The following is a 21,676-nucleotide window of genomic DNA, read 5'->3' as shown; positions in this document are numbered from 1 at the left end:
AGCAGGCAGACAGTTACCTGGTGATTAGGTAAGGCTCGGAACCTCAGAATTAGAGTTTAGAAATTAGGATTTAGAATTTATTCGTCATGATAAAAAATTACATTAAAACCGCCTTCCGTACGCTTAAGAAAAACTTAGGCTTTACGGCTATTAATGTTCTGGGCCTGGCGCTTGGACTGGCAACCTGTTTGCTTATTGTTTTTTATGTGGCTGATGAGTTGAGTTATGACAGGTTCAATTTAAAAGCCGATAGGATCTATCGCTTAAATAATGATATCAAATTTGGCGGTAACGATCAGTCTTACGCTAGTTCGCCTGCACCACTTGCAGCGGCATTGGTGGCTGATTTTCCTGACGTGGAAAAATCGGTGAGGATGATTAACAGGGGCGGGTTCAACGTAAAAAAGGGAAATCAAAGTATTAAAGAAAATCAGATGGTGTATGCCGATGCCTCGCTTTTTGATGTATTTACCTTACCCATGATTGCCGGTGATGCGCAAAAGGCTTTAACTGAACCCCACACTACCGTAATAACCGAAACTACAGCCAAACGCTACTTTAATAACCCACTGCAGGCGGTTGGCAAAACCTTAACTTTTAATGATAGTATATTATACAAGGTAACCGGCGTTATTAAAGATATCCCTAAGCAATCACACTTTAATTTTAATTTCTTTTTATCCATGACAACCCTTGCCGAAAGCAAGGAAGATGCCTGGTTCAGCAATAATTTTAATACTTATATATTGCTTAAATCAGGTACCGATCCAAAGAAATTTCAGGCTAAATTACCTCAGTTGTTGCGTAAATATGCTGGGCCGCAATTGCAAAGCATATTGCATATTACCTTTGATGCTTTTGAAAAGGCCGGTAATAAATACCAGCTCAATATGGTTGCTTTAAAAGATATTCACCTTAAATCAAACAGYGTTTCAGAGCTTGCGCATAACGGGAACATTCAATATGTGTACATATTTACCGCAGTAGCCATTTTTATATTACTGATAGCCTGCGTAAACTTCATGAATTTATCTACCGCCCGTTCATCAAACAGGGCGCGCGAAGTTGGGGTGCGTAAAGTATTGGGCTCGCCAAGAAAATACCTTATAGCGCAATTCCTGTCCGAATCTGTAATGGTTACTTTTATTGCGGCCGTGCTGGCTGTTATCACAGCTTATTTATTTTTGCCGATGTTTAACCAGATGGCAGATAAAACCCTGGCACTCAACATGGGTTCATTAACCTGGCTAATACCCGGTATGCTGGTAGTTGTATTAGTTATTGGTTTCCTGGCAGGTTTCTATCCCGCGTTTTTCCTGTCGGCTTTTCAACCCATTGAAGTATTAAAAGGTAAGCTTTCCACTGGCTTTAAAGGTAGCTGGTTAAGAAGTTTCCTGGTGGTAGTCCAGTTTTCAATCTCCATTTTTCTGATCATTGGTACATTGGTGATCTATAACCAATTAAAATATATTCAGCATAAAGATCTCGGCTATAATCGTAACCAGGTATTGATCATACACGGCACATATGATCTTGGTAAACAGGCAAAAACATTTAAAGATGAGGTGAAGCGATTGCCCGGGGTAATGAATGCAACCATGACCGGTTTTTTACCCACTATGGATTACCGTAACAGCAGTAGTATGTTCCCTGATCGTAACCTGGATCAAAAGCGGGGTATACTTACACAAACCTGGGTTGTTGACGAAGATTATGTTAATACCCTGAGTTTGAAAATTACTAAAGGACGTAATTTTTCTAAACAGATGGGCACCGATACCGCCGCCATGATCATTAACGAAACTGCCGCAAAACTGATGGATGTGCCTGATCCTATAAATAAAACACTTTACCTGCCGCAGGATAATATGGCCAAAACGTTTAAGGGTTTTCATATTGTTGGGGTGATAAAGGATTTTAACTTCAATTCGTTAAAAACCAACATCACCCCGGTGGTATTAATGTATGGTGAGGATACGGGGGCATTAAGCTTAAAAATAAATACCGCCAACATTGCCTCGCTGATGGCTCTTATTAAAGATAGGTGGAAATCCATATCGCCAAACAGGGAGTTTAACTACTCGTTTATGGACGAGGATTTTGACGCTACTTATCGCGAAGAACAGCGTATGGGAACCATATCTATTGTGTTTACTTCGCTGGCCATTATTATAGCCTGCCTTGGTTTGTTTGGTTTGGCTGCCTATGCTGCAGAGCAGCGTGGTAAAGAGATCAGTATCCGTAAGGTATTGGGAGCCGAGGTAAGTACTATCGTCAGCATGCTTTCAAAAGATTTTATCAAACTGGTACTGATAGCTATAGTTTTTGCAACACCAATAGCCTGGTTTGCCATGCACTGGTGGCTACAAAGTTTCGCCTATCGCCAAAACATTCAATGGTGGGTAATTGCGGTATCATCGTTCCTGGCCATATTCATCGCATTTGCAACCATCAGTTTTCAATCTATAAAAGCGGCGCTCAGCAATCCTGTTAAAAATTTGAGGAGCGAATAGGTTAATTGGTTCACTCGTTCATTGGTTCATTGGTGAAGAGTTCGAAACTTGAAATTGGAGTTTAGGAGTTTTTCATTTTAGGGTTTAGAATTTTAAAAATTAGAGTTTAGAATTTAAATATTAGGATTTAGAGTTTTAAAATTATGATCCGTAATTATTTCAAAATAGCCTGGCGAAACCTTTATAAACAGAAGGCTTTTTCGCTGATACACATATTGGGATTAACCATGGGCATTACTATATGCCTCATGATATTTCTGTATATTATGAATGAGTTTAGTGTAGACAAGTTTCATAAACAGGGGAAAAATATTTACCGGGTGATGCGCGGATTTGATCCGGCGAAACCAAGGGTGCCGTATCTGTCAGGACCCTATGCGCCGGCATTGCTTAATGATTATCCGCAGGATATAAAAATGGCCGTAAGGGTATCGCCTCAGAATAACCTGGTTTCATTTGGTGATAAAGCATTTAACGAAAAGAAAGTTTATGCGGTAGATGCAGGCTTTTTTAAACTTTTTACTTTTCCGCTTCTTAAGGGTGATTCTGGCACTGCATTAAATAATCCTAATAGTGTGGTGTTGACTGAAAAAACGGCCAAAAAATATTTTGGATCTGTGGATAATGCCATGGGCAAAGTTGTACAGTTTGATAAGCAGCTGCAATTGAAAGTTACCGGGGTAGCTAAAGATGTGCCTTCAAATTCGCACCTTGATTTTGACCTGGTGATGCCTATAGCTAACTATACCAAAAATCCAAACTTTAACGTATGGATCAATAACGGGCTGTTTGTATATGTATTGCTAAATGAACATAGCAGCCAAAAGGCTCTTGAAAATCGTTTTGCACAGTTCATGGATAAATACATGGGCAAGGATATGCAGAAATTTGGCGCTAAGTTCGATCTTAAGCTAACACCGCTAAATGAGGTTTATTTTGAAAGTGCATCCGCATTTGACAATGTGAAACACGGCGATAAAACAGTAGTGTTTATCTTTATTTCTATAGCGGCGCTTATTATGCTGATTGCCTGTATCAACTTCATGAACCTGGCTACCATTCGGGCGGTTGAACGATCAAAAGAAGTAGGTATGCGCAAAGTATTAGGCGCGTTACGGAATCATCTTATCTGGCAATTTATAGGCGAATCACTCATGCTGGCACTGATCTCCTGCGCGCTTTCTATCGGTTTATTATTAATGCTGATGCCTGCATATAACCAGCTGTTGGGTTATGACCTTACTGTATCATGGAATAGCCCGTCCATCTATCTGTTCCTGTTAGGGGTAATATTAATTGTCGGCTTTTTGGCCGGTAGCTATCCTGCGATATTTATGTCGGCTTTTTCGCCGATTCAGGCTTTAAAAGGTAAGCTTAAATTGGGCAAAGGCGGTAGTATTTTCAGGCAATCCTTAGTGGTATTACAATTCAGCATATCGGTAATGCTTATTATCGGTACCATCGTAATTGTAAACCAGATGCATTACATCAAAAGCAAATCGCTGGGTTATGATAAGGAACAAACTATTGTGGTAAGCATCGATAATAATGATATTTATGATCATCGCCGGCAGTTTAAAGATGAATTACAAAATTCGAGCGCTGTATCATCAGTATCCCTGATGTCGGGCGAGCCGGGTGGGTTTTATGATGTTCATGGGTTTGATGCAGAAGGTCAGCAGGCAACATTTATGTCGCGTACCGAATTTGCCGATTTTGAATATGTAAAAACGCTGGGATTAAAAATGATAGCAGGAAGAGATCTCTCACCTCAGTTTGCTACGGATACTACCAATTCGGTGCTCATCAACCGCACTGCTGCTAAAGATCTTGGCTTTACTCCCGAGCAGGCTATTGGTAAATGGATAAAAAACAAAGGCCGCGATGATAAGAGACGAACCGTAGTAGGCGTAGTGGAGGATTTTAATTTCCTATCGCTGAAAGAAAACATGGATGCCCTGGTGATTTCGCCAAGTGATGACAGAAGGGTAGTGGTGATTAAACTGAAAGCAGGTAACATTCCTGCCGCTCTTGCAACTGTGAAAGATATTTACAAGAAGGTAGCTCCGGTTTACCCGTTTGAGTACAGTTTTTTGGATCAAAAATTTGATACCACCTATAAAACCGATATCAGGCAGCAAACCATGCTGAGCATATTCTCGGGACTGGCCATCTTCATCGCTTGCCTGGGTTTATTTGGGCTGGCTTCATTCACCGCTGCCAAACGCACCAAAGAAATTGGTGTACGTAAAGTACTTGGCTCATCGGTACAAAATATACTGATACTGATATCAAAAGATCTGCTGAAACCGGTACTGCTGGCAACAGTTATCGCCATGCCTATTGGTTATTATTGTATGGATAAATGGCTGCAAAGTTTCGCCTACAAAACCCAGTTACACTGGTGGATATTTGCACTGGCTGCAGTATTAACTTTTGTTATCGCGCTGTTTACCATTAGTTTCCAGTCGCTAAAAGCTGCGCTAATGAATCCGGTAAAGAGTTTGAGGAGCGAATAGGTTCATTGGTTCACTCGTTCATTAGTTCATTGGTAAAGGGTTCGAAACTTGAAATTGGTGTTTAGGATTTTTTCTTTTTAGGGTTTAGAGTTTAAAAATTAGGATTTAGAATTTTAAAAATATGAATACAAAGTTAGCGTGGCGTAATTTAAAAAAGAACAAGCTGTATGCTTTTATTAACATCCTGGGATTGACGGTTGGTATTGCCAGCTGTTTGCTCATTGGCATCTACATAAAGCATGAATTGAGTTATGACAAGTTTCATGCTAATGCCGATAAAATAGTACGGGCCACCATGGAATACAACTTAGCCGATGGGCCGCAGCGCATTGCGGTGAGCGGTACCAAGGCCGGGCCGCAGTTTAAGCGCATACTGCCGGGGGTAAAGGATTATGTGCGTACTTTTAAATCCGGCAAAGTAATTGGCTATAATAACCAGGTATTTGATGAAAAAAGCATTTTATATGCTGATGCTAATTTCTTTAAAGTTTTTTCTTTTAAACTTGTTGAGGGCGATGTTGCTTCGGCTTTGAGCGCTCCCGATAAAATTGTCATCACCCAAAACTCAGCTAAAAAATACTTTGGCAACCAGGATGCTTTGGGCAAAGTTTTAAAGGTTGGTACCCGCAGTTTTACGGTATCGGCAATAGCCGAAAATGCGCCAACAAATTCTCAGATCCAGTTTGATTTTGTATTGCCGTTTAGCCTGTATATTGCTATGAACGGGCCCGAGCAATGGTGGTCTGCCAGTAACATGACCTATCTGTTATTGGACGCTAAAACGCAGCTTCCGCCCTTACAAAAACAACTCAGTGCTTATATGCTCAATATTGTAAGCAAAAAAGAGCTTAAGATGGATGGCGGGCGTTACTTAACGTATAACCTGCAAGCGTTAACAGATGTTCATTTAAAATCAAGCCTTGCAGATGAGTTTGAGCCCAATGGCAGCATCACTTACATTTATGTTTTGCTGGCTGTGGCCTTTTTAATATTAACAATAGCATGTGTAAACTACGTTAACCTGGCCATTGCCCAGTCGGCTGGTCGTGGTGCCGAAATTGGGGTGCGTAAAGTGATGGGGGCAGGCAATGGCGAGTTATTCTGGCAGTTTATTGCAGAATCGGTTTTTACAGCGGCAATCGCTTCTGTTTTCGCCGTTATTGTTGCCGCGTTGGTGCTGCCTTTATTTAACCAGATCTCTGGCAAGCAACTCGGGGTATCAACCTTAGTTAGTCCCGCGATATTAATGGGGCTTGCTGCCTTAAGCATTACTGTAGGTTTTGCAGCCGGCGTTTACCCGGCGCTGATGTTATCAGGTGCTAAGCTGGTTAAGATCCTGAAATCTGGTTTCTCTTTCACGTCTGGCCAAAATGTGCGTAAATCGCTAATCGTTTTCCAGTTTGTGATCTCTATCTTTCTTATTATATCCACCATCGTGATACTGCAGCAATTATCCTATATCCGCAATAAGGATATTGGCTACAGTAAAAGCAATATGGTGGTTCTGCCTATTGATGATAAAATACTGCCGCAATTGGATGCACTTAAAAAAGCCATGGCTGCAATACCAGGAGTACAGCAGGTAGCAGCAGCCAATGATGAACCCATTAATGTAGGTTGGGGAGATGGTATAACTACCAACGACGGTAAAAGCATTTCGGTTAATGCCATCCCGGTTGATGAGGATATTATTAAAACCATGCAGCTTAAACTGGTATCTGGCAGCGATTACACGCACGCCGATCTGCAATTGCTGGACACAACCAACAAAAACAAAAATTACCATTATACCTTTATGCTGAACGAATCGGCAATTAAAGCCCTGGGCTGGACACCGGAACAGGCTATTGGCAAAACCATATCAAAGGGCATAACCGGAACAATAAAAGGTGTGATCAAAGATTTCAACTTTAAATCATTCCATGACCAGATCACTCCACTCATATTGTTCCTGGATAATCAGCAGCTGCACAAAATGTTTGTAAAAATAGATGGTAACAATACATCTGCGACCCTGGCTCAAATTGGCAAAGTTTGGAAAGATCGTGTTAGTCACCGCCCGTTTGACTACCGTTTTCTGGATGATGATTTTGATGCCCTTTACCGTACCGAGCAGCGTACGGCAGGCATATTCACTATGTTTTCTGTATTAGCCATTTTGCTGGCTTGCCTGGGCTTATTTGCTATTACCGCTTTCGCCGTTGTGCAACGTACTAAAGAGATAGGCATCCGCAAAGTATTGGGGGCCAGTATTGCCAATATCATCCTGTTGATAGCAAAAGACTTTTTAGCGCTGGTGATCATTGCTGCCATCATAGCTTCGCCTATTGCCTGGTACATCTCTAGTAAATGGCTACAGGATTTCGCTTACCGTATTGATATACAATGGTGGGTATTTATCATAACAGGTGCTGCCGCATTATTGGTAGCCGCTATTACGGTTAGCATACAATCAACTAAAGCCGCAATGGCCAATCCGGTAAAAAGCTTGAAAGCAGAGTAGATAGTTGCAGTAAGCAGTTTGCGGTTTGCAGTAAGCTGTTTGCTAATGCGACAAGGCAGTTTACAGTTTACAAACGCGTCAGGTACCAATGAACTAATGAACCAGTGAACCAATAAACTAACATATGTTAAAGAACCACATCAAAATAGCATTCAGGAGTTTGAGCAGAAATAAAGGATTTTCCTTTATCAATATTACTGGTTTGGCTGTTGGGCTTGCCGTTTGTATCATGATTATGCTGTATGTAAGTCATGAAATGAGTTATGATAATTTTCATAAAAACGGCAAACGTATATTTGATTTACATGCTTCAATAAAAGTAAGCGGCAACGTCATGAATATGGCTTATATGAGCTATGCTGCTGGCCCCATAGTTAAACAAAACAATCCTGTTGTTGAAGATTACATGCGTACGCTGGCTTATTTCAGGCCATTGGTGGTTAATAATCCTTCGTCACCAGAAAATAAATTTGCCGAAAGTAAGCTGATATTTGCCGATCCTGGGTTCTTTACTTTTTATTCATTTAAACTGCTGACAGGGCAGGCTGCTGATGTACTTAAAACACCATTTTCAGTAGTGATCTCCAGGGAGATGGCGAAAAAATATTTCGGCGATGCAAACCCTGTTGGAAAAACGCTGGTGATAAAAACAGATAGCGCCTATACCTACCATATTACCGGCGTGGCCGAAAATGCTCCATCAAACTCATCTATCGACTTTAATTTTGTAGCTTCCACACAAAGTTTGCTCTCGATGAAAGAGGCATCTTTTTATACAGGTTCTCAGCAAATAGGCGTTGGTTCCTTCGGTCTTAACGTACTATTAAAAGATCCTGCCGATACAGCGGCCTTAAAACGCAATTTGCAGGCGATGGCGAAAAAAGACAAGAGTTTTGATGAGATTGATTACTCTTTATCGCCCATTGCCGATACTCATCTGAAAAGCAACTTCGGTGATTTCTCAAACACCAAATACCTTAAAATATTCCCGCTTGTAGCTGTATTAATTTTATTGCTGGCATTGGTCAACTATATGAGCCTTTCTACCGCGAGGGCAACGCTGCGGGCTAAAGAGGTTGGTGTACGCAAAGTATCTGGCGCGAGCCGGAAAAGTATAGCCATGCAGTTTTATGTCGAGTCGGCTTTGTTTACCGGTATCTCGTTTGTTTTAGGTTACTGCCTGTGCTATTTGTGTAAGCCCTGGTTTTTAAATGTGCTGCAACTCAAGATAGATAATTCATTTTTATACAGTCCTATGGTTTTGGGGCTAATGATTGCATTACTCGTGATCACCGTTTTAATAGCGGGGAGTTACCCGTCATTGGTGCTCTCGGCATTTAAGCCTGTGGTTACCCTTAAAGGTAAAATGAGCAAGCAGGCTGGCGGTGCTATGGTACGCAAGGTTTTTACCACACTCCAATTTGCCATATCAGTGGGGCTGATTATTTGCGGCATTATTATAGATAGGCAGCTATACTTTTTCAGGCATGCAGATACGGGAATTAACCGTGATAATATAGTGATGATACCTGTAGGGACAAATCTTGCCCCAAAATACCAGGCGTTTAAAAAAGATATCGGCGATCTTGCCGGAGTGGGCAATGTGGCCACTTCCCAGCATGGTATTTATAAAGGTTATGATATGTTTTTTGCCCAAGGTAAAAACAAGGACGAAAATGTGGGTATGATAAACGTAATAGCGGATAGCAAATTTATCTCAACCTTAGGCCTTGAGTGGAAATATCCACCGTTAGCGGGTACCAATCTTGTTAGCTTAAAAAAAGTGGTAATAAATGAACTTGCCATCTCCAAATTAAAATTACCCGCAAATCCGGTAGGCAGCTTCATTAGTGATGGTAATAATAAATTGGAGATTGTTGGGGTGCTTAAAAACTTTAACTATACTTCGTTATCTGACGAGATAAGGCCATTGGCTGTTTTTACTGTGTCCGATACCATTTCGTTATGGAAAAGGCAGGGCTGTACACTTTTTGCCAAAATAAAACCGCGTACTAATTTGCCAACCCTGCTTGGAAAAATGCAGGGGATCTACAAGAAGTATGATCAGGACACCCCGTTCAATTATACTTTTATGGATGATGCATTTAACCAGCAATATAAAGCAGAAGACAGGCTATCATCTATTTTTAGCTTGTTTACTTATATAACTGTTGTACTGGCTACAATGGGTCTGTTTGGTTTGGCCGCATTTACTATTGAACAACGCACCAAAGAGATAGGGATCCGCAAAATATTGGGTGCAAGCCTGTCAACCATCAGCGCCTTATTATCAAAGGATTTCCTGAAACTGGTGTTGTTATCTGTAGTTATAGCCTCGCCGGTGGCCTGGTGGGCCATGCACAACTGGCTGCAGAATTTTGCTTATCGTATTGCTATACCATGGTGGGTATTTACCGTGGCTGGTGTAATTGCAATGTTTACCGCAATTGTAACCATTAGTTATCATGCTATAAAGGCCGCGCTGGCCAACCCGGTAAATAGTTTAAGATCGGAGTAAGGCTTTTTGAATTATTTTTTGAAACCAGTGCAACGTATGTTCCACACCTGTCGTCTTATCAACAAACTAAACTAAAACATTATGAAAAAGCACTTACTGTTATTTTTTGTGGCCTGCCAAAGCTGTGTTGTTTTCGCGCAGGACTCCAAAACGCCATACATGACAAAATCCTTATCAGGGAGTGCTATAAAAGACGTATTTGTTAATACATCAGGAGGCAGCATAAGCGTAAGCGGTGCGGCCGGAGAAGCTCCTCGTGTGGAGGTTTATATCCAGGGAAACAATGTAATTGGCAGTATATCAAAAGAAGAAATAGAAAAACGCCTGCAAAACTATGAGCTGAGTGTTACTGTTACCGGTGGCGAAGTTCATGCAACTGCCAAAAACAAGCACAATTTCTCAAACTGGAAAAACTCTTTAAGTATCGGCTTTAAAGTATTTGTACCAAAACAGGTTAATACAAACCTGAATACCAGCGGTGGAAGCATCCACATGGATAATTTATCGGGTAATGAAAAATTTGAAACCAGTGGCGGCAGCTTACATCTTGACAAATTAACCGGCCTTATTAAAATTAAAGGTGAAACATCTGGCGGTAGCATCCATGTAAGCAACTCCGGATCCGACATCAGCCTTGAAACCAGCGGCGGCAGCATTGAGGCTACCAATTGCAATGGTAAAATTCACCTGGAAACTTCTGGCGGCTCATTGCGCCTTACCGATTTAAAAGGCACTATAGATGCAAATACAAGCGGCGGCAGCATCAATGCAAATAACATAGCCGGAGAATTTAAAACAGGAACCTCGGGTGGTAGCATCAATCTTACCAACCTGGCATGCGCACTTGACGCATCTACAAGCGGCGGCAGTTTTCACGCTCAATTTAACAGTGTCGGTAAATATGTTAAGGTTGATGTTAGCGGGCATGTGGATTTGTCACTGCCATCAAAACAAGGTTTTGACCTTGATTTGCGTGCCGATAGAGTAGAAGCAAACTTTACTTCCAACTTTAGCGGAACTAAAGAAAAGGAAAAAATTGAAGGTAAACTAAACGGTGGCGGTTCATCTGTGGTAATCAGGGGCAATCGGATTAATCTTAATCTTAACTAAGATCTATATAAAGTAATTAGGTACGCAAAGGGGGCCTGTTGTTGAACACGATAGGTCCTTTGTGTTTAGTGAATATGCTATTATGTAATAATGTATTGGTTCTTGTAATCAACGTTAGCTTTCTGTATTAAGTTTTCGCTTTTTTTTACACTGTATCGTAAACGTACACCCACTGTTACGCCTGCGTACAGTTGTAAACTATTTAATTATTTAATTAATTGATAATCAATTTATTAAATAATTGGTATGTATTTTAAACAGCATCATATGTAATTACATCATGATGCTTAAAAATTATATTAAAACCGCCTGGCGCAGTTTAAAGCGCAATAAAATATTTTCTTTTATCAATGTATTTGGCCTTTCGGTTGGATTGGCCTGCTGCATGCTGATCACCGCTTACGTTTACAGTGAACTAAGCTATGACCGGTATCCGCAGGGCGCCGACCAGATTTATCGCGTTGGCGTTAAAACGGTTGAAAACGCCGGAGCGAGCGAGTATCCAAATGTAGATGTAGCGGTAGCTAAAGGAATAAAAGATCAGTATCCGCAGGTGGAGGAAGTAACCAGGCTAACCGGCCATAAGCCATCATTTATAGAATATGATGGAAAGAAATTTAAAGAAGAGCACCTGCAAATGGTTGACCCTAACTTTTTGCAGATGTTTTCGATCCCGTTGGTTGGTGGAGATATCAAATCATGCCTTAAAGAACCTTATAGTGTAGTAATTACCAAAGCATTTGCACAAAAATATTTTGGCAATCAACCTGCGTTAGGTAAATCATTACTTGTTGACAGAGAACCTTACAAAGTTACGGGGCTTATTGATAAGGTACCCGATAACTCTCATTTTCATGGGGATGCATTTTTTAGCATGAATAAATATGTAAGGGAGGGAAACCAAACCTGGAGCAACATCGGATTTTTTACCTATATCCGCTTAAATAAAAATGCCGATCCAAAAAAGCTCGAAGCAGCTTTTCCCAATGACCTTGTCAGAAAGTTTGTGGTGCCCGAAATAGCCCATGATATGAATATAAGCACAGCCGAAGCCAGTAAATCGGTAAATACGTTCCTGTTTTATTTACAGCCTTTACCTGATATTCACTTACACTCGGCCACCAAATACGAGTTAGAAGCGAACGGGGATATTCATTATGTGTACATTTTTGCTGCATTAGCCATATTTATACTCATGCTGGCCTGTATCAATTTTACTAATCTATCCACCGCAAGCTCGGCAAAAAGGAGCAAAGAGGTTGGTATCCGTAAGGTATTAGGGTCTGAAAAAAGCGGGCTTATTTCGCAGTTCCTTACCGAATCGGTATTACTCACTTTGTGGGCCATGATATTTGCTGTAGCTATTGTTTACCTGCTTTTGCCCTTGTTTAATGATTTGGCCGGCAAGCAAATAGAAATGAGCTTTTTCCTTAATTATAAAGCTATAGTAATTGAACTTTTACTATCATTTGTAGTAGGCGTAATTGCCGGGATTTATCCTGCCTTTGTCTTGTCGGGTTTCCAGATCATTAGTGTGTTAAAGGGAGGCACGGGTAATACAAAAGCTGTGAGCAAAAATTATTTGCGCAGCGGACTTATTGTCTTCCAGTTCGCCGTATCCACCGCAATTATCATTGCCACGTTTGTAGTTTACCAGCAATTGCATTACATGCAAAATAAAAAACTGGGGTATGATAAAGACCAGGTTTTGGTAATTAATGAAACTTATTCGCTACGTAATAATATCAACGCGTTTAAGCAGGAGCTGCTTCGTAATCCGCAGGTGATCAATGCAACCATATCCAGCAGCGTTCCGGGTACAGGCGGCGGCATTGATGGCACCCAGATAGATGCAAAGGAATTTAATGACAAGGGCGGCCATGCCGAAATTCACACCGATATTTTTCATGTTGATGAAAGTTATATACCTACGCTGGGCATCAAAGTTGTAAAAGGCCGGAATTTCTATCCCTCATATCCCGGCGACTCCATGGCTGTTGTAGTTAACGAGGCCCTGGTACGTGATCTTGGCTGGGGTAAAAGCGATCCGATAGGTAAAATTATTGTTCGCTCGGCAAGGGCTCAGTATACGGTGGTGGGTGTAGTTAAAGATTTTCACTATGTATCTGCCAAGCAAAAAATTGCTCCGCTGATGTTATTAAATGGCCATACCATAAGCTCTGTTATGGTTAAAGTAAAAACAAAAGATATTAAGGCTTTGATTGCTGATATGAGGGCTCAATGGGACGGTTTTAAACCCGATCTTCCTTTTAGCTATTCTTTCCTTGATGAGAAATTTGCATCACTTTACGCGGCTGAACAGCAAACCGGTAAAATTTTCACTGTATTTGCTTTTATAGCGCTCATTATAGCCAGTTTAGGATTGTTTGGCCTGGCCGCATTTATGATTAGGCTACGGGTTAAAGAGATCGGTATCCGCAAAGTTTTAGGGGCATCAACCGGAAGTATTACTACCATGCTTTCTAAAGAGTTTTTAAAGCTGATCGTAATCGCATCGCTGATATCATTTCCTATCACCTGGTATGCTATGAATAAATGGCTGCAGGATTTTGCATATCGTATTAGTATACAATGGTGGGTGTTTTTATTGGCAGGTTTTATAGCGGTATTGGTGGCGGCAATAACTATCAGCTTCCAATCGGTAAAGGCTGCTTTGGCAAACCCGGTGAAGAGTTTGAGGAACGAATAAGTTCATTGGTTCATTAAAAAGGGAACTTGATTTAGCAATCAGAATTTAGAGTTTGGGATTTAGGGCTTAGAGTTTAAAAATTGGGATTTAGAATTTAACGATATTATCATGATAAGGAATTACTTACGGAGTGCCATGCGAAACATCACCCGGCACAAATTTATTTCGTTCATCAACATTTTTGGATTGACCGTTGGGTTAGCCTGCTGTATGCTCATTCTGGTGTATATTATTAATGAGCTGAGCTATGATAAGTTTAACAATAACGCCAACGATATTTACCGCGTTACGCGAAGCTTTAATACGGCCGATGGAATTGATAATCTGCACCTGGGGGCTGTAGCGCCGCCGTTTGGGCCTTTGCTTAAAAACGAGTTTTCGGATATTAAAAAGGTTACGCGCATATTGCCCAACCGCGGTGTAACCATACGTTATAAGGATAAACTTATAAATGAAAAGGATTCTTATTTTGCTGATGAGAATTTCTTTGATTTTTTTAGCGTGAAAACAGTTGCCGGTGATCCTAAAAGCGCATTAAAGGAACCATATAGTGTAATGATGACCCGGGAGATGGCTCATAAATACTTCGGTAATGAAGACCCGATGAACAAGGAGTTTAGGGTAGATAATCAATATAATTTTAAGGTTACAGGCATATATGAATCATTTCCGGAGAATGCGCAGCTTCACCCGCAGATGCTGCTATCTTTTAATACTTTAAGAGATAGTGTGGTTTATGGGCAAAAGGGACTGGAAACTAACTGGGGCAATAATTCATTTTTTACCTACCTGCTGTTTCCTAAAGGTTATAATGTAGACCATGTGGCTTCAGAGTTCCCAGCATTTTTGGATAAGTATGTACACTTTCCGGGGCAGCCTGCAAATTACAGGGAATCAAAATTTAGTAAACTACATTTTCAAAAGCTGCTGGATATCCATCTTTACTCGCACCTTGATGATGAACTGGAACAGAACGGTGATATTAAACGCGTTTATATATTTTCGGCCATTGCGCTGTTTATCCTGCTCATAGCCTGCATCAACTATATGAACCTGTCAACTGCCCGCTCCACATTAAGGGCAAAAGAAATCGGGATCCGTAAGGTAATAGGGGCTCAGCAAAAAGAGATCATTACGCAGTTTTTAAGTGAATCAGTACTTATTACTGTTTTCTCGCTGATTTTGGCTTTAGTTATTACCTGGCTCATCATGCCGCTTATTAATAAATTTTCAGGACTTCAACTCTCTTTTGATAGTCTATTGCAGCCACAAATTATCATATCCATTGTTATGTTGCCATTTGTAATTGGTATTATCAGTGGTATTTATCCCGCTATTTTTATGTCATCCTTTAAGCCGGTAAAAGTTTTAAAGGGTATGTTAAAGGTGGGGTCAAGTAATATATCTTTCCGCAAGGTATTAGTGGTTTTGCAGTTTTCTATTTCTATCATCTTAATTATTGCTACAACCATTGTATTTCAGCAATTGAGGTACATGCAACAAAAATCATTGGGATTTAACAAGGATCATATTGTTAGCATTGGCAATTATTTTAACCCCAGTCAGTTTGAGGTTTTTAAAAATGCGGTAATGAAGGAAGGGGCGATAAAAGACATCGGCCGCTCTTCAAGAATCCCTTCTGGTCGCTTATTGGATGATCAGGGAATATCGGTTATGCAAGGCGGTACATTACAAGCTGTCCAGGCCGACGTTAAGTATATCAATACAGATTATGGCTTTATCCCAACCTACGGCATGAAAATGGCTGCCGGTCGTAATTTTTCAAAAGAGTTTGGTACCGACACCAATAATTATGTAATAAATGTGTCTGCTTCAAAGGTACTTGGCTGGAAAACTCCGGAAAGCGCCATTGGTAAGGAAATAAGCTATGGCGGTGTAAAAGGAAAGGTTATTGGCGTAGTGAACGATTTTCATTTCGAATCTCTGCATCAGAATATCATCCCATTGTTAATGCGTATGCCATCGTTCGCCAATAGTAATTATAGCAAACTATCTATAAAAATTGATGGCGCCCATGTCCAGTCAGCCATCAATACATTGGAAGAGACCTGGAAAAAATATCAGCCTGAAACGCCTTTTGAATACACGTTTCTGGATGAAAAATTTCAAAAGTTGTATGATAGTGAACAACAGCAGGGCACCCTGTTTACCATATTTGCGTTCATTGCCATATTTATAGCTTGTTTGGGATTATTCGGCCTATCGGCATTTACCATTACACAACGGGTTAAAGAGATTGGCGTACGCAAAGTATTAGGTGCCAGCATACCGCAAATTGTAACCGAACTATCCAGAGATTTTTTAAAACTGGTGCTTATTGCCTCGGTAATTGCCCTGCCAATAGCATGGTATACCATGAGTAAATGGCTGCTTGATTTTGCCTTCCGCATCAGCATCCAATGGTGGGTTTTTGTGATGGCGGGTATCATAGCGGTTATAATCGCCTTTGTAACCATCAGCTTTCAATCCATCAAGGCAGCAACCACAAATCCGGTTAAGAGTTTGAGAAGTGAATAACCCTAATTTAAGTGTTAAGGTAATAGTCTTTTTAAAATTTAGAATTTATAAATTAGGATTTAAAGTTTGATAGAACGATGATAAAGAATTATTTAAAAATAGCCTTACGCAACTTTTGGCGGCACAAATTTTTCACGTTCGTTAATATCATTGGTTTATCCATTGGCATAAGTTCGGCATTGGTTATTTATCTAATTGTTCATTTTGATTTCACCTTTGATAAATCCTTTAAAGATGGCGACCGGATTTACCGGATAGTTTCTAATTATACCTATGCCGGCGAACCAGCATATAACCGCGGTGTTTGCGGGCCTTTGCCCGAGGCTGTAAAGACAGAAGTAAACGGCGTTGCAATTGCTGCCCCATTTTTCAGCTTGTATCAGCCTAATGTGCTTATAGCTGCAAAATCAGGAACTCCGGTTAAATTCAAGCTCCAGAATAACGTTGTATTGGCCGATGAACGCTATTTTGAACTTTTTAACTATACGTGGCTTGCTGGGAAAGCCAATACAGCATTTAATGGGCCCAACCAGGTAGTGCTTACTACAGATAAGGCAAAAAAATACTTTCCTAAATTATCTTATAACCAGATGTTGGGGCGTGTAGTGATGTACGATACATTAAGTACAACAGTTACAGGTATTGTTGAACCATTAAAGGGCAATACCGACTTTGCTTCTTCAGATTTTATATCTTATTCGTCGGCGGTAAATAACAACGCGTTAAAAAACGAATTAAGGCCCGAACATTGGGGTGGTACAACTCCGGCCTCGCAGCTTTTTATCAAACTATCTCCAAATACAACAGTTGCGCATGTTGAAAAGCAGCTAAACGAGGTACTAAAAAAACATAATCCGCCAACACCCTCAAACAAGGGCAATACCCGCAGTTTTGCTTTGCAACAGCTAAACGATGTACACTTTAATGAGCTTTACGGAACATTTTATAATGGGCGTACAGCCAATAAAACAACCTTATACGGCTTACTGGCTATAGCACTGTTTTTGATGCTATTGGGCTGTATCAATTTTGTTAATTTGACTACGGCACAAGCGGCACAAAGGGCAAAGGAGATAGGGATCCGTAAAACAATGGGAAGCAGCCGGATACAACTGATTGTTCAATTTTTAGGTGAAACATTCTTTATCACCTTGTTTGCAGTAATCATTTCAACCATGCTGGCCCCGATGATACTAAAACTCTTTAAAGATTTTATTCCCCAGGGGATAAAGCTGGATATTTTGGGCCAACCTGATTTGATCGTTTTTCTTTCACTGTTAACTATTGTAGTAAGCGTTTTATCAGGCTTTTACCCGGCTGTTTTGTTATCGGGGTATAAACCTGTGTTAGTGCTTAAAAATCAGGCTGCGAGCAATAGCAGCAAAACCCGTAATGCCTGGCTCCGTAAATCATTAACAGTTACACAGTTTGTTATTGCCCAGTTTTTCATCATGGCAACGGTATTGGTGAGTAAACAGATTTATTATGTGCTGCATAAAGATCTCGGACTTAAAAAAGATGCCATTATTGTAATAAACTCTCCGTGGAAAAACCGTACTACCAGCCGTAACCAGGTGTTTTTGAATAAATTAAACGCACTGCCGCAAGTAGAATTGGTTAGTATGGGTAAAGACGCGCCATCGTCAGATAACGGCAACTCTACAGAGGTAACTTACCGGGATGGTAAAAAAGAAATTAAAATGGAACTGAATGAAAAATATGGCGACCAGAACTATATCCACGTTTACAAAATCAAATTATTAGCAGGACGTAACCTGCAGCCGGGCGATACCTCAAAAGCCTTTGTTATCAACAATACCTATGCTAAACTCATCGGGTTTAAAGATCCGCATAATGCAGTAGGTAAATACATTGATAATTTTAATGGAGATAAAAAAATGCAGATTGTAGGCGTTGTGGCCGATTTTCATGCAGAATCCTTACATGCTCCCATTAAGCCTATAGCTATTTTAACAGAGAACAATCATTACAACAATGGTACATTTCATATCGCGCTAAAACCACAATCTGCCAGTGGCGGTGACTGGAAAAAAGCTATTTCGGCAATGGAGGCATCCTGGAAGGAAATTTATCCCGAGGACGATTTTGAGTATCGCTTTTTTGATGAAAGCATAGCTAAGTTTTATGATCAGGAGCAACACACCTCTACCTTATTAAGCTGGGCAACAGTATTATCTATATTTATCAGCTGTCTTGGGTTATTGGGTTTAGCCATTCATAATACCAATCAGCGTACTAAAGAGATAGGTGTACGTAAGGTATTAGGTGCCACCGTTTCGCAAATTGTTACCCTGCTATCAACCGAGTTAGTAATGCTTATAGCACTGGCCTTTGTGCTGGTTACCCCATTGGCCTGGTATGCCATGAACAAATGGATGGAAAGTTTTGCCGACCATACCAATATCAGTTGGTGGATTTTTGTGCTGAGCGGAGGGGGAATGCTGTTAACGGCATTGATTACATCAAGCTTCCAAACGGTTAAAGCAGCTATAGCTAATCCGACGAAAAGTTTGAGAAGCGAGTGATTTACTCATTGGTTATTTACAGGGTTTTAGGATTTTTAAAATTTAGGATTTAGAGTTTAGAATTTAATTTTCAGTCATGATAAAAAACTACTTCAAAATCGCGTTCCGTAATTTCGGGAGGCATAAGCTATTTACGCTGATTAACATTGTGGGTTTATCCATTGGCATCAGTGCCGCATTGGTAATTTATGTTATTGTCAATTTTGATTTTACATTTGATAAGTTTCACCAGGATGGCGATAGGATATACAGGGTAGTTACTGAATATTCATTCTCTGGCGAAGTGGGTTATAACAGCGGAGTAACAGGCCCGCTTCCGGGTGCTGTCAAATCGGAGGTTACTGGTGTAAAAGATGTAGTGCCATTTTTTGCTTTATACCAAACAGATGTGTTTGTACCGAAACCCGGGGCTCATGCGCCTGTTAAATTTAAAAACCAGAGTGATGCTGTGCTTGCAGATGGCCGCTATTTCAATTTGTTTAAATACCACTGGTTAGCTGGTTCTCCTTCAACCGCATTAAATGAGCCGTTTAAATTGGTCATTACTTCAGACCAGGCTAAAATTTATTTCCCGAATATACCCTATAATCAGGTGCTCGGTAAAACTGTAATTTTTGATACTATTAAAACAACTGTTACAGGCATTGTGCAAACACCTGTACAAAACACAGATTTTTACTTTCGCAATTTTATATCATACAGCACCGGGCTCAGCAATGCCGATCTGAAGGGGAATATGCAATTAACCGAGTGGGGCAGCACAACTTCGGCATCGTCATTATTTATTAAACTTGCCGATAACGCGAATGCTGCCAATGTAGAGAAGCAATTGAATGTGTTGCTCAAAAAACATGATCCACCAAAGAAAGAGAATGCCGGGAATAAACAACTGTTTCATCTGCAGCCATTAAATGACCTGCATTTTAACAAAGACTACAGTAATTTTGATAACGGGCGTATTGCCAACAAGACTACGTTATATGGCCTGCTGGTTATCGCCTCATTTTTACTTGTACTGGGTTGTATCAACTTTATAAACCTTACTACAGCCCAGGCCTCACAGCGGGCAAAGGAAATAGGTATCCGCAAAACCATGGGCAGTACCCGTAGTCAGCTTATCAGTCAGTTTTTAAGCGAAACTTTCCTGGTAACTGTTTTCGCGATAATTATAGCCATGTGTCTTGCTCCGGTGATACTTAAATTATTCAAAGATTTTATTCCAAAGGAGGTAACGATTGATTATATACGCCAAAGCAACTTAATTTTGTTCCTGGTTGCACTTACTTTTATAGTAACCTTACTTTCCGGATTTTATCCGGCGTTGGTGCTATCCGCTTATAAGCCTGTGCTAGTGCTAAAAAACCAAGCTCAGTCGGGGTCAAGTAAAACCCGTAATGCCGTGTTGCGTAAATCGTTAACGGTTATGCAGTTCATAATAGCACAGTTTTTTATCATGGCTACTATACTGGTAAGCAAACAAATTTACTATGCTTTGCATAAAGACCTCGGCTTTAAAAAAGATGCTATCGTGAATATTACCATTCCGTTTAAGAATAAACACGACGGCCTGAAACAAGTGTTTAAAAACAAACTGGCAAGCATTCCACAGGTAGATATGATAAGCATTGGCGGCCCCGCGCCATCGTCTGGCAATACCAATAGCACCGAGATTACCTACAAAGACGGCAGGAAAGAAATAAAAACGGATGTTCAGCAAAAATATGCCGACGAAAATTATATATCGGTTTATCATATCAGGTTGCTGGCCGGCCGCAATATCAGGCAGGCTGATTCGGCAAAAGCCCTTATTATTAATAATACATATGCAAAGGTATTAGGCTTTAAAAATCCCGCCGATGCCGTCGGTAAGATGCTGGACTACGACAACCATAAAATTGAAATTGTTGGAGTTGCTGCAGATTTTTACCAGAGATCGTTACATTCTCCAATTAAGCCCCTAAGCATTTTGATACCGGGGAACAGGTTTGGAAACCGTACTTTTCACATAGGCCTAAAACCGCAAACCGCAGGGGGAAATGAATGGAAGAAAGCCATCAGCAGCATAGAAACTGCCTGGAAACAATTATACCCTGAAGAAGATTTTGATTATCACTTTTTTGACGCCGATATCGCCAAATTTTATGACCAGGAACAGCATACCTCCACATTACTTACCTGGGCAACCGGTCTATCAATCTTTATCAGTTGTTTAGGTCTATTGGGTTTGGCCATGTATACCACCAGCCTGCGTACTAAGGAAATAGGGGTACGTAAGGTACTCGGTGCATCTGTGGCTCAAATAGTAAGACTGCTTTCAACCGAGCTGGTATTATTGATTGTACTGGCTTTTGTAATAGTAACGCCTGCTGCCTGGTATGCCATGAATAAATGGATGGAAAATTTTGCCGACCGTACAACAATAAGCTGGTGGATATTTGCTGTTAGTGGAGCGGGTATGCTGTTAACCGCCCTGTTTACGCTAAGCTTTCAAACAGTAAAGGCGGCAGTGGCTAATCCAGTGAAGAGTTTGAGGAGTGAGTAAAAAAGCAGAAAGCGTAAGGCTTAAAGCAGAAAGCTTTTCTGGAAATTAACTAAAAAAATAGCGATGGTGAAAACCATCGCTATTTTTTTAGCCTTTAGCCTTTAGCCTTTAGCCTTTAGCCTTTAGCCTTTAGCCTTTAGCCTTTAGCCTTTAGCCTTTAGCCTTTAGCCTTTAGCC

9 protein-coding genes are annotated in these 21,676 nt (G+C 40.6%); all 9 read left to right on the top strand.

The features are described from left to right. Window positions 1-86: 86 nt before the first annotated feature. The 9 genes from AC1DYB_RS16890 to AC1DYB_RS16850 all read left to right on the top strand — a co-directional run bounded on the left by AC1DYB_RS16890 (window position 87) and on the right by AC1DYB_RS16850 (window position 21,499). A complete protein-coding gene (locus AC1DYB_RS16890; protein ID WP_477436655.1) occupies window positions 87-2,513 on the top strand; it encodes an ABC transporter permease in 2,427 nt (808 codons plus the stop codon). Between the two features lie 143 nt (window positions 2,514-2,656). Continuing rightward, window positions 2,657-5,032 (top strand): ABC transporter permease, encoded by a 2,376-nt coding sequence (locus AC1DYB_RS16885; RefSeq protein ID WP_477436653.1) that lies wholly within the window; start codon window positions 2,657-2,659, stop codon window positions 5,030-5,032. Between the two features lie 121 nt (window positions 5,033-5,153). Continuing rightward, entirely contained in the window at window positions 5,154-7,535 is a 2,382-nt protein-coding gene (locus AC1DYB_RS16880; RefSeq protein WP_477436651.1) for an ABC transporter permease, read from the top strand. Between the two features lie 124 nt (window positions 7,536-7,659). Further along, window positions 7,660-10,053: an ABC transporter permease gene (locus AC1DYB_RS16875; RefSeq protein WP_477436649.1), complete on the top strand. Its 2,394-nt coding sequence runs from the start codon at window positions 7,660-7,662 to the stop codon at window positions 10,051-10,053. A gap of 81 nt (window positions 10,054-10,134) precedes the next feature. Then, entirely contained in the window at window positions 10,135-11,163 is a 1,029-nt protein-coding gene (locus AC1DYB_RS16870) for a DUF4097 family beta strand repeat-containing protein (RefSeq protein ID WP_477436647.1), read from the top strand. Between the two features lie 280 nt (window positions 11,164-11,443). Next, entirely contained in the window at window positions 11,444-13,873 is a 2,430-nt protein-coding gene (locus AC1DYB_RS16865) for an ABC transporter permease (RefSeq protein WP_477436645.1), read from the top strand. A gap of 108 nt (window positions 13,874-13,981) precedes the next feature. Then, window positions 13,982-16,411, top strand: a complete 2,430-nt coding sequence (locus tag AC1DYB_RS16860; protein WP_477436643.1) for an ABC transporter permease — start codon at window positions 13,982-13,984, stop codon at window positions 16,409-16,411. A 77-nt stretch (window positions 16,412-16,488) separates the two neighbouring features. Continuing rightward, window positions 16,489-18,957, top strand: a complete 2,469-nt coding sequence (locus tag AC1DYB_RS16855; protein ID WP_477436641.1) for an ABC transporter permease — start codon at window positions 16,489-16,491, stop codon at window positions 18,955-18,957. Window positions 18,958-19,033: 76 nt separating this feature from the next. Next, window positions 19,034-21,499 (top strand): ABC transporter permease, encoded by a 2,466-nt coding sequence (locus AC1DYB_RS16850; protein WP_477436639.1) that lies wholly within the window; start codon window positions 19,034-19,036, stop codon window positions 21,497-21,499. Window positions 21,500-21,676 lie beyond the last annotated feature (177 nt).

This window comes from Mucilaginibacter sp. P2_A4, assembly GCF_056405015.1.
Note: the sequence above shows the minus strand (reverse complement) of the source record. Positions and strands in the feature narration are given on the sequence as shown.

Coding starts and splice junctions, on each gene's coding strand:
- AC1DYB_RS16865 (WP_477436645.1), top strand. CDS start 11,444: ATGATGCTTAAAAATTATATTAAAACCGCCTGGCGCAGTTTAAAGCGC.
- AC1DYB_RS16850 (WP_477436639.1), top strand. CDS start 19,034: ATGATAAAAAACTACTTCAAAATCGCGTTCCGTAATTTCGGGAGGCAT.
- AC1DYB_RS16885 (WP_477436653.1), top strand. CDS start 2,657: ATGATCCGTAATTATTTCAAAATAGCCTGGCGAAACCTTTATAAACAG.
- AC1DYB_RS16855 (WP_477436641.1), top strand. CDS start 16,489: ATGATAAAGAATTATTTAAAAATAGCCTTACGCAACTTTTGGCGGCAC.
- AC1DYB_RS16880 (WP_477436651.1), top strand. CDS start 5,154: ATGAATACAAAGTTAGCGTGGCGTAATTTAAAAAAGAACAAGCTGTAT.
- AC1DYB_RS16875 (WP_477436649.1), top strand. CDS start 7,660: ATGTTAAAGAACCACATCAAAATAGCATTCAGGAGTTTGAGCAGAAAT.
- AC1DYB_RS16870 (WP_477436647.1), top strand. CDS start 10,135: ATGAAAAAGCACTTACTGTTATTTTTTGTGGCCTGCCAAAGCTGTGTT.
- AC1DYB_RS16860 (WP_477436643.1), top strand. CDS start 13,982: ATGATAAGGAATTACTTACGGAGTGCCATGCGAAACATCACCCGGCAC.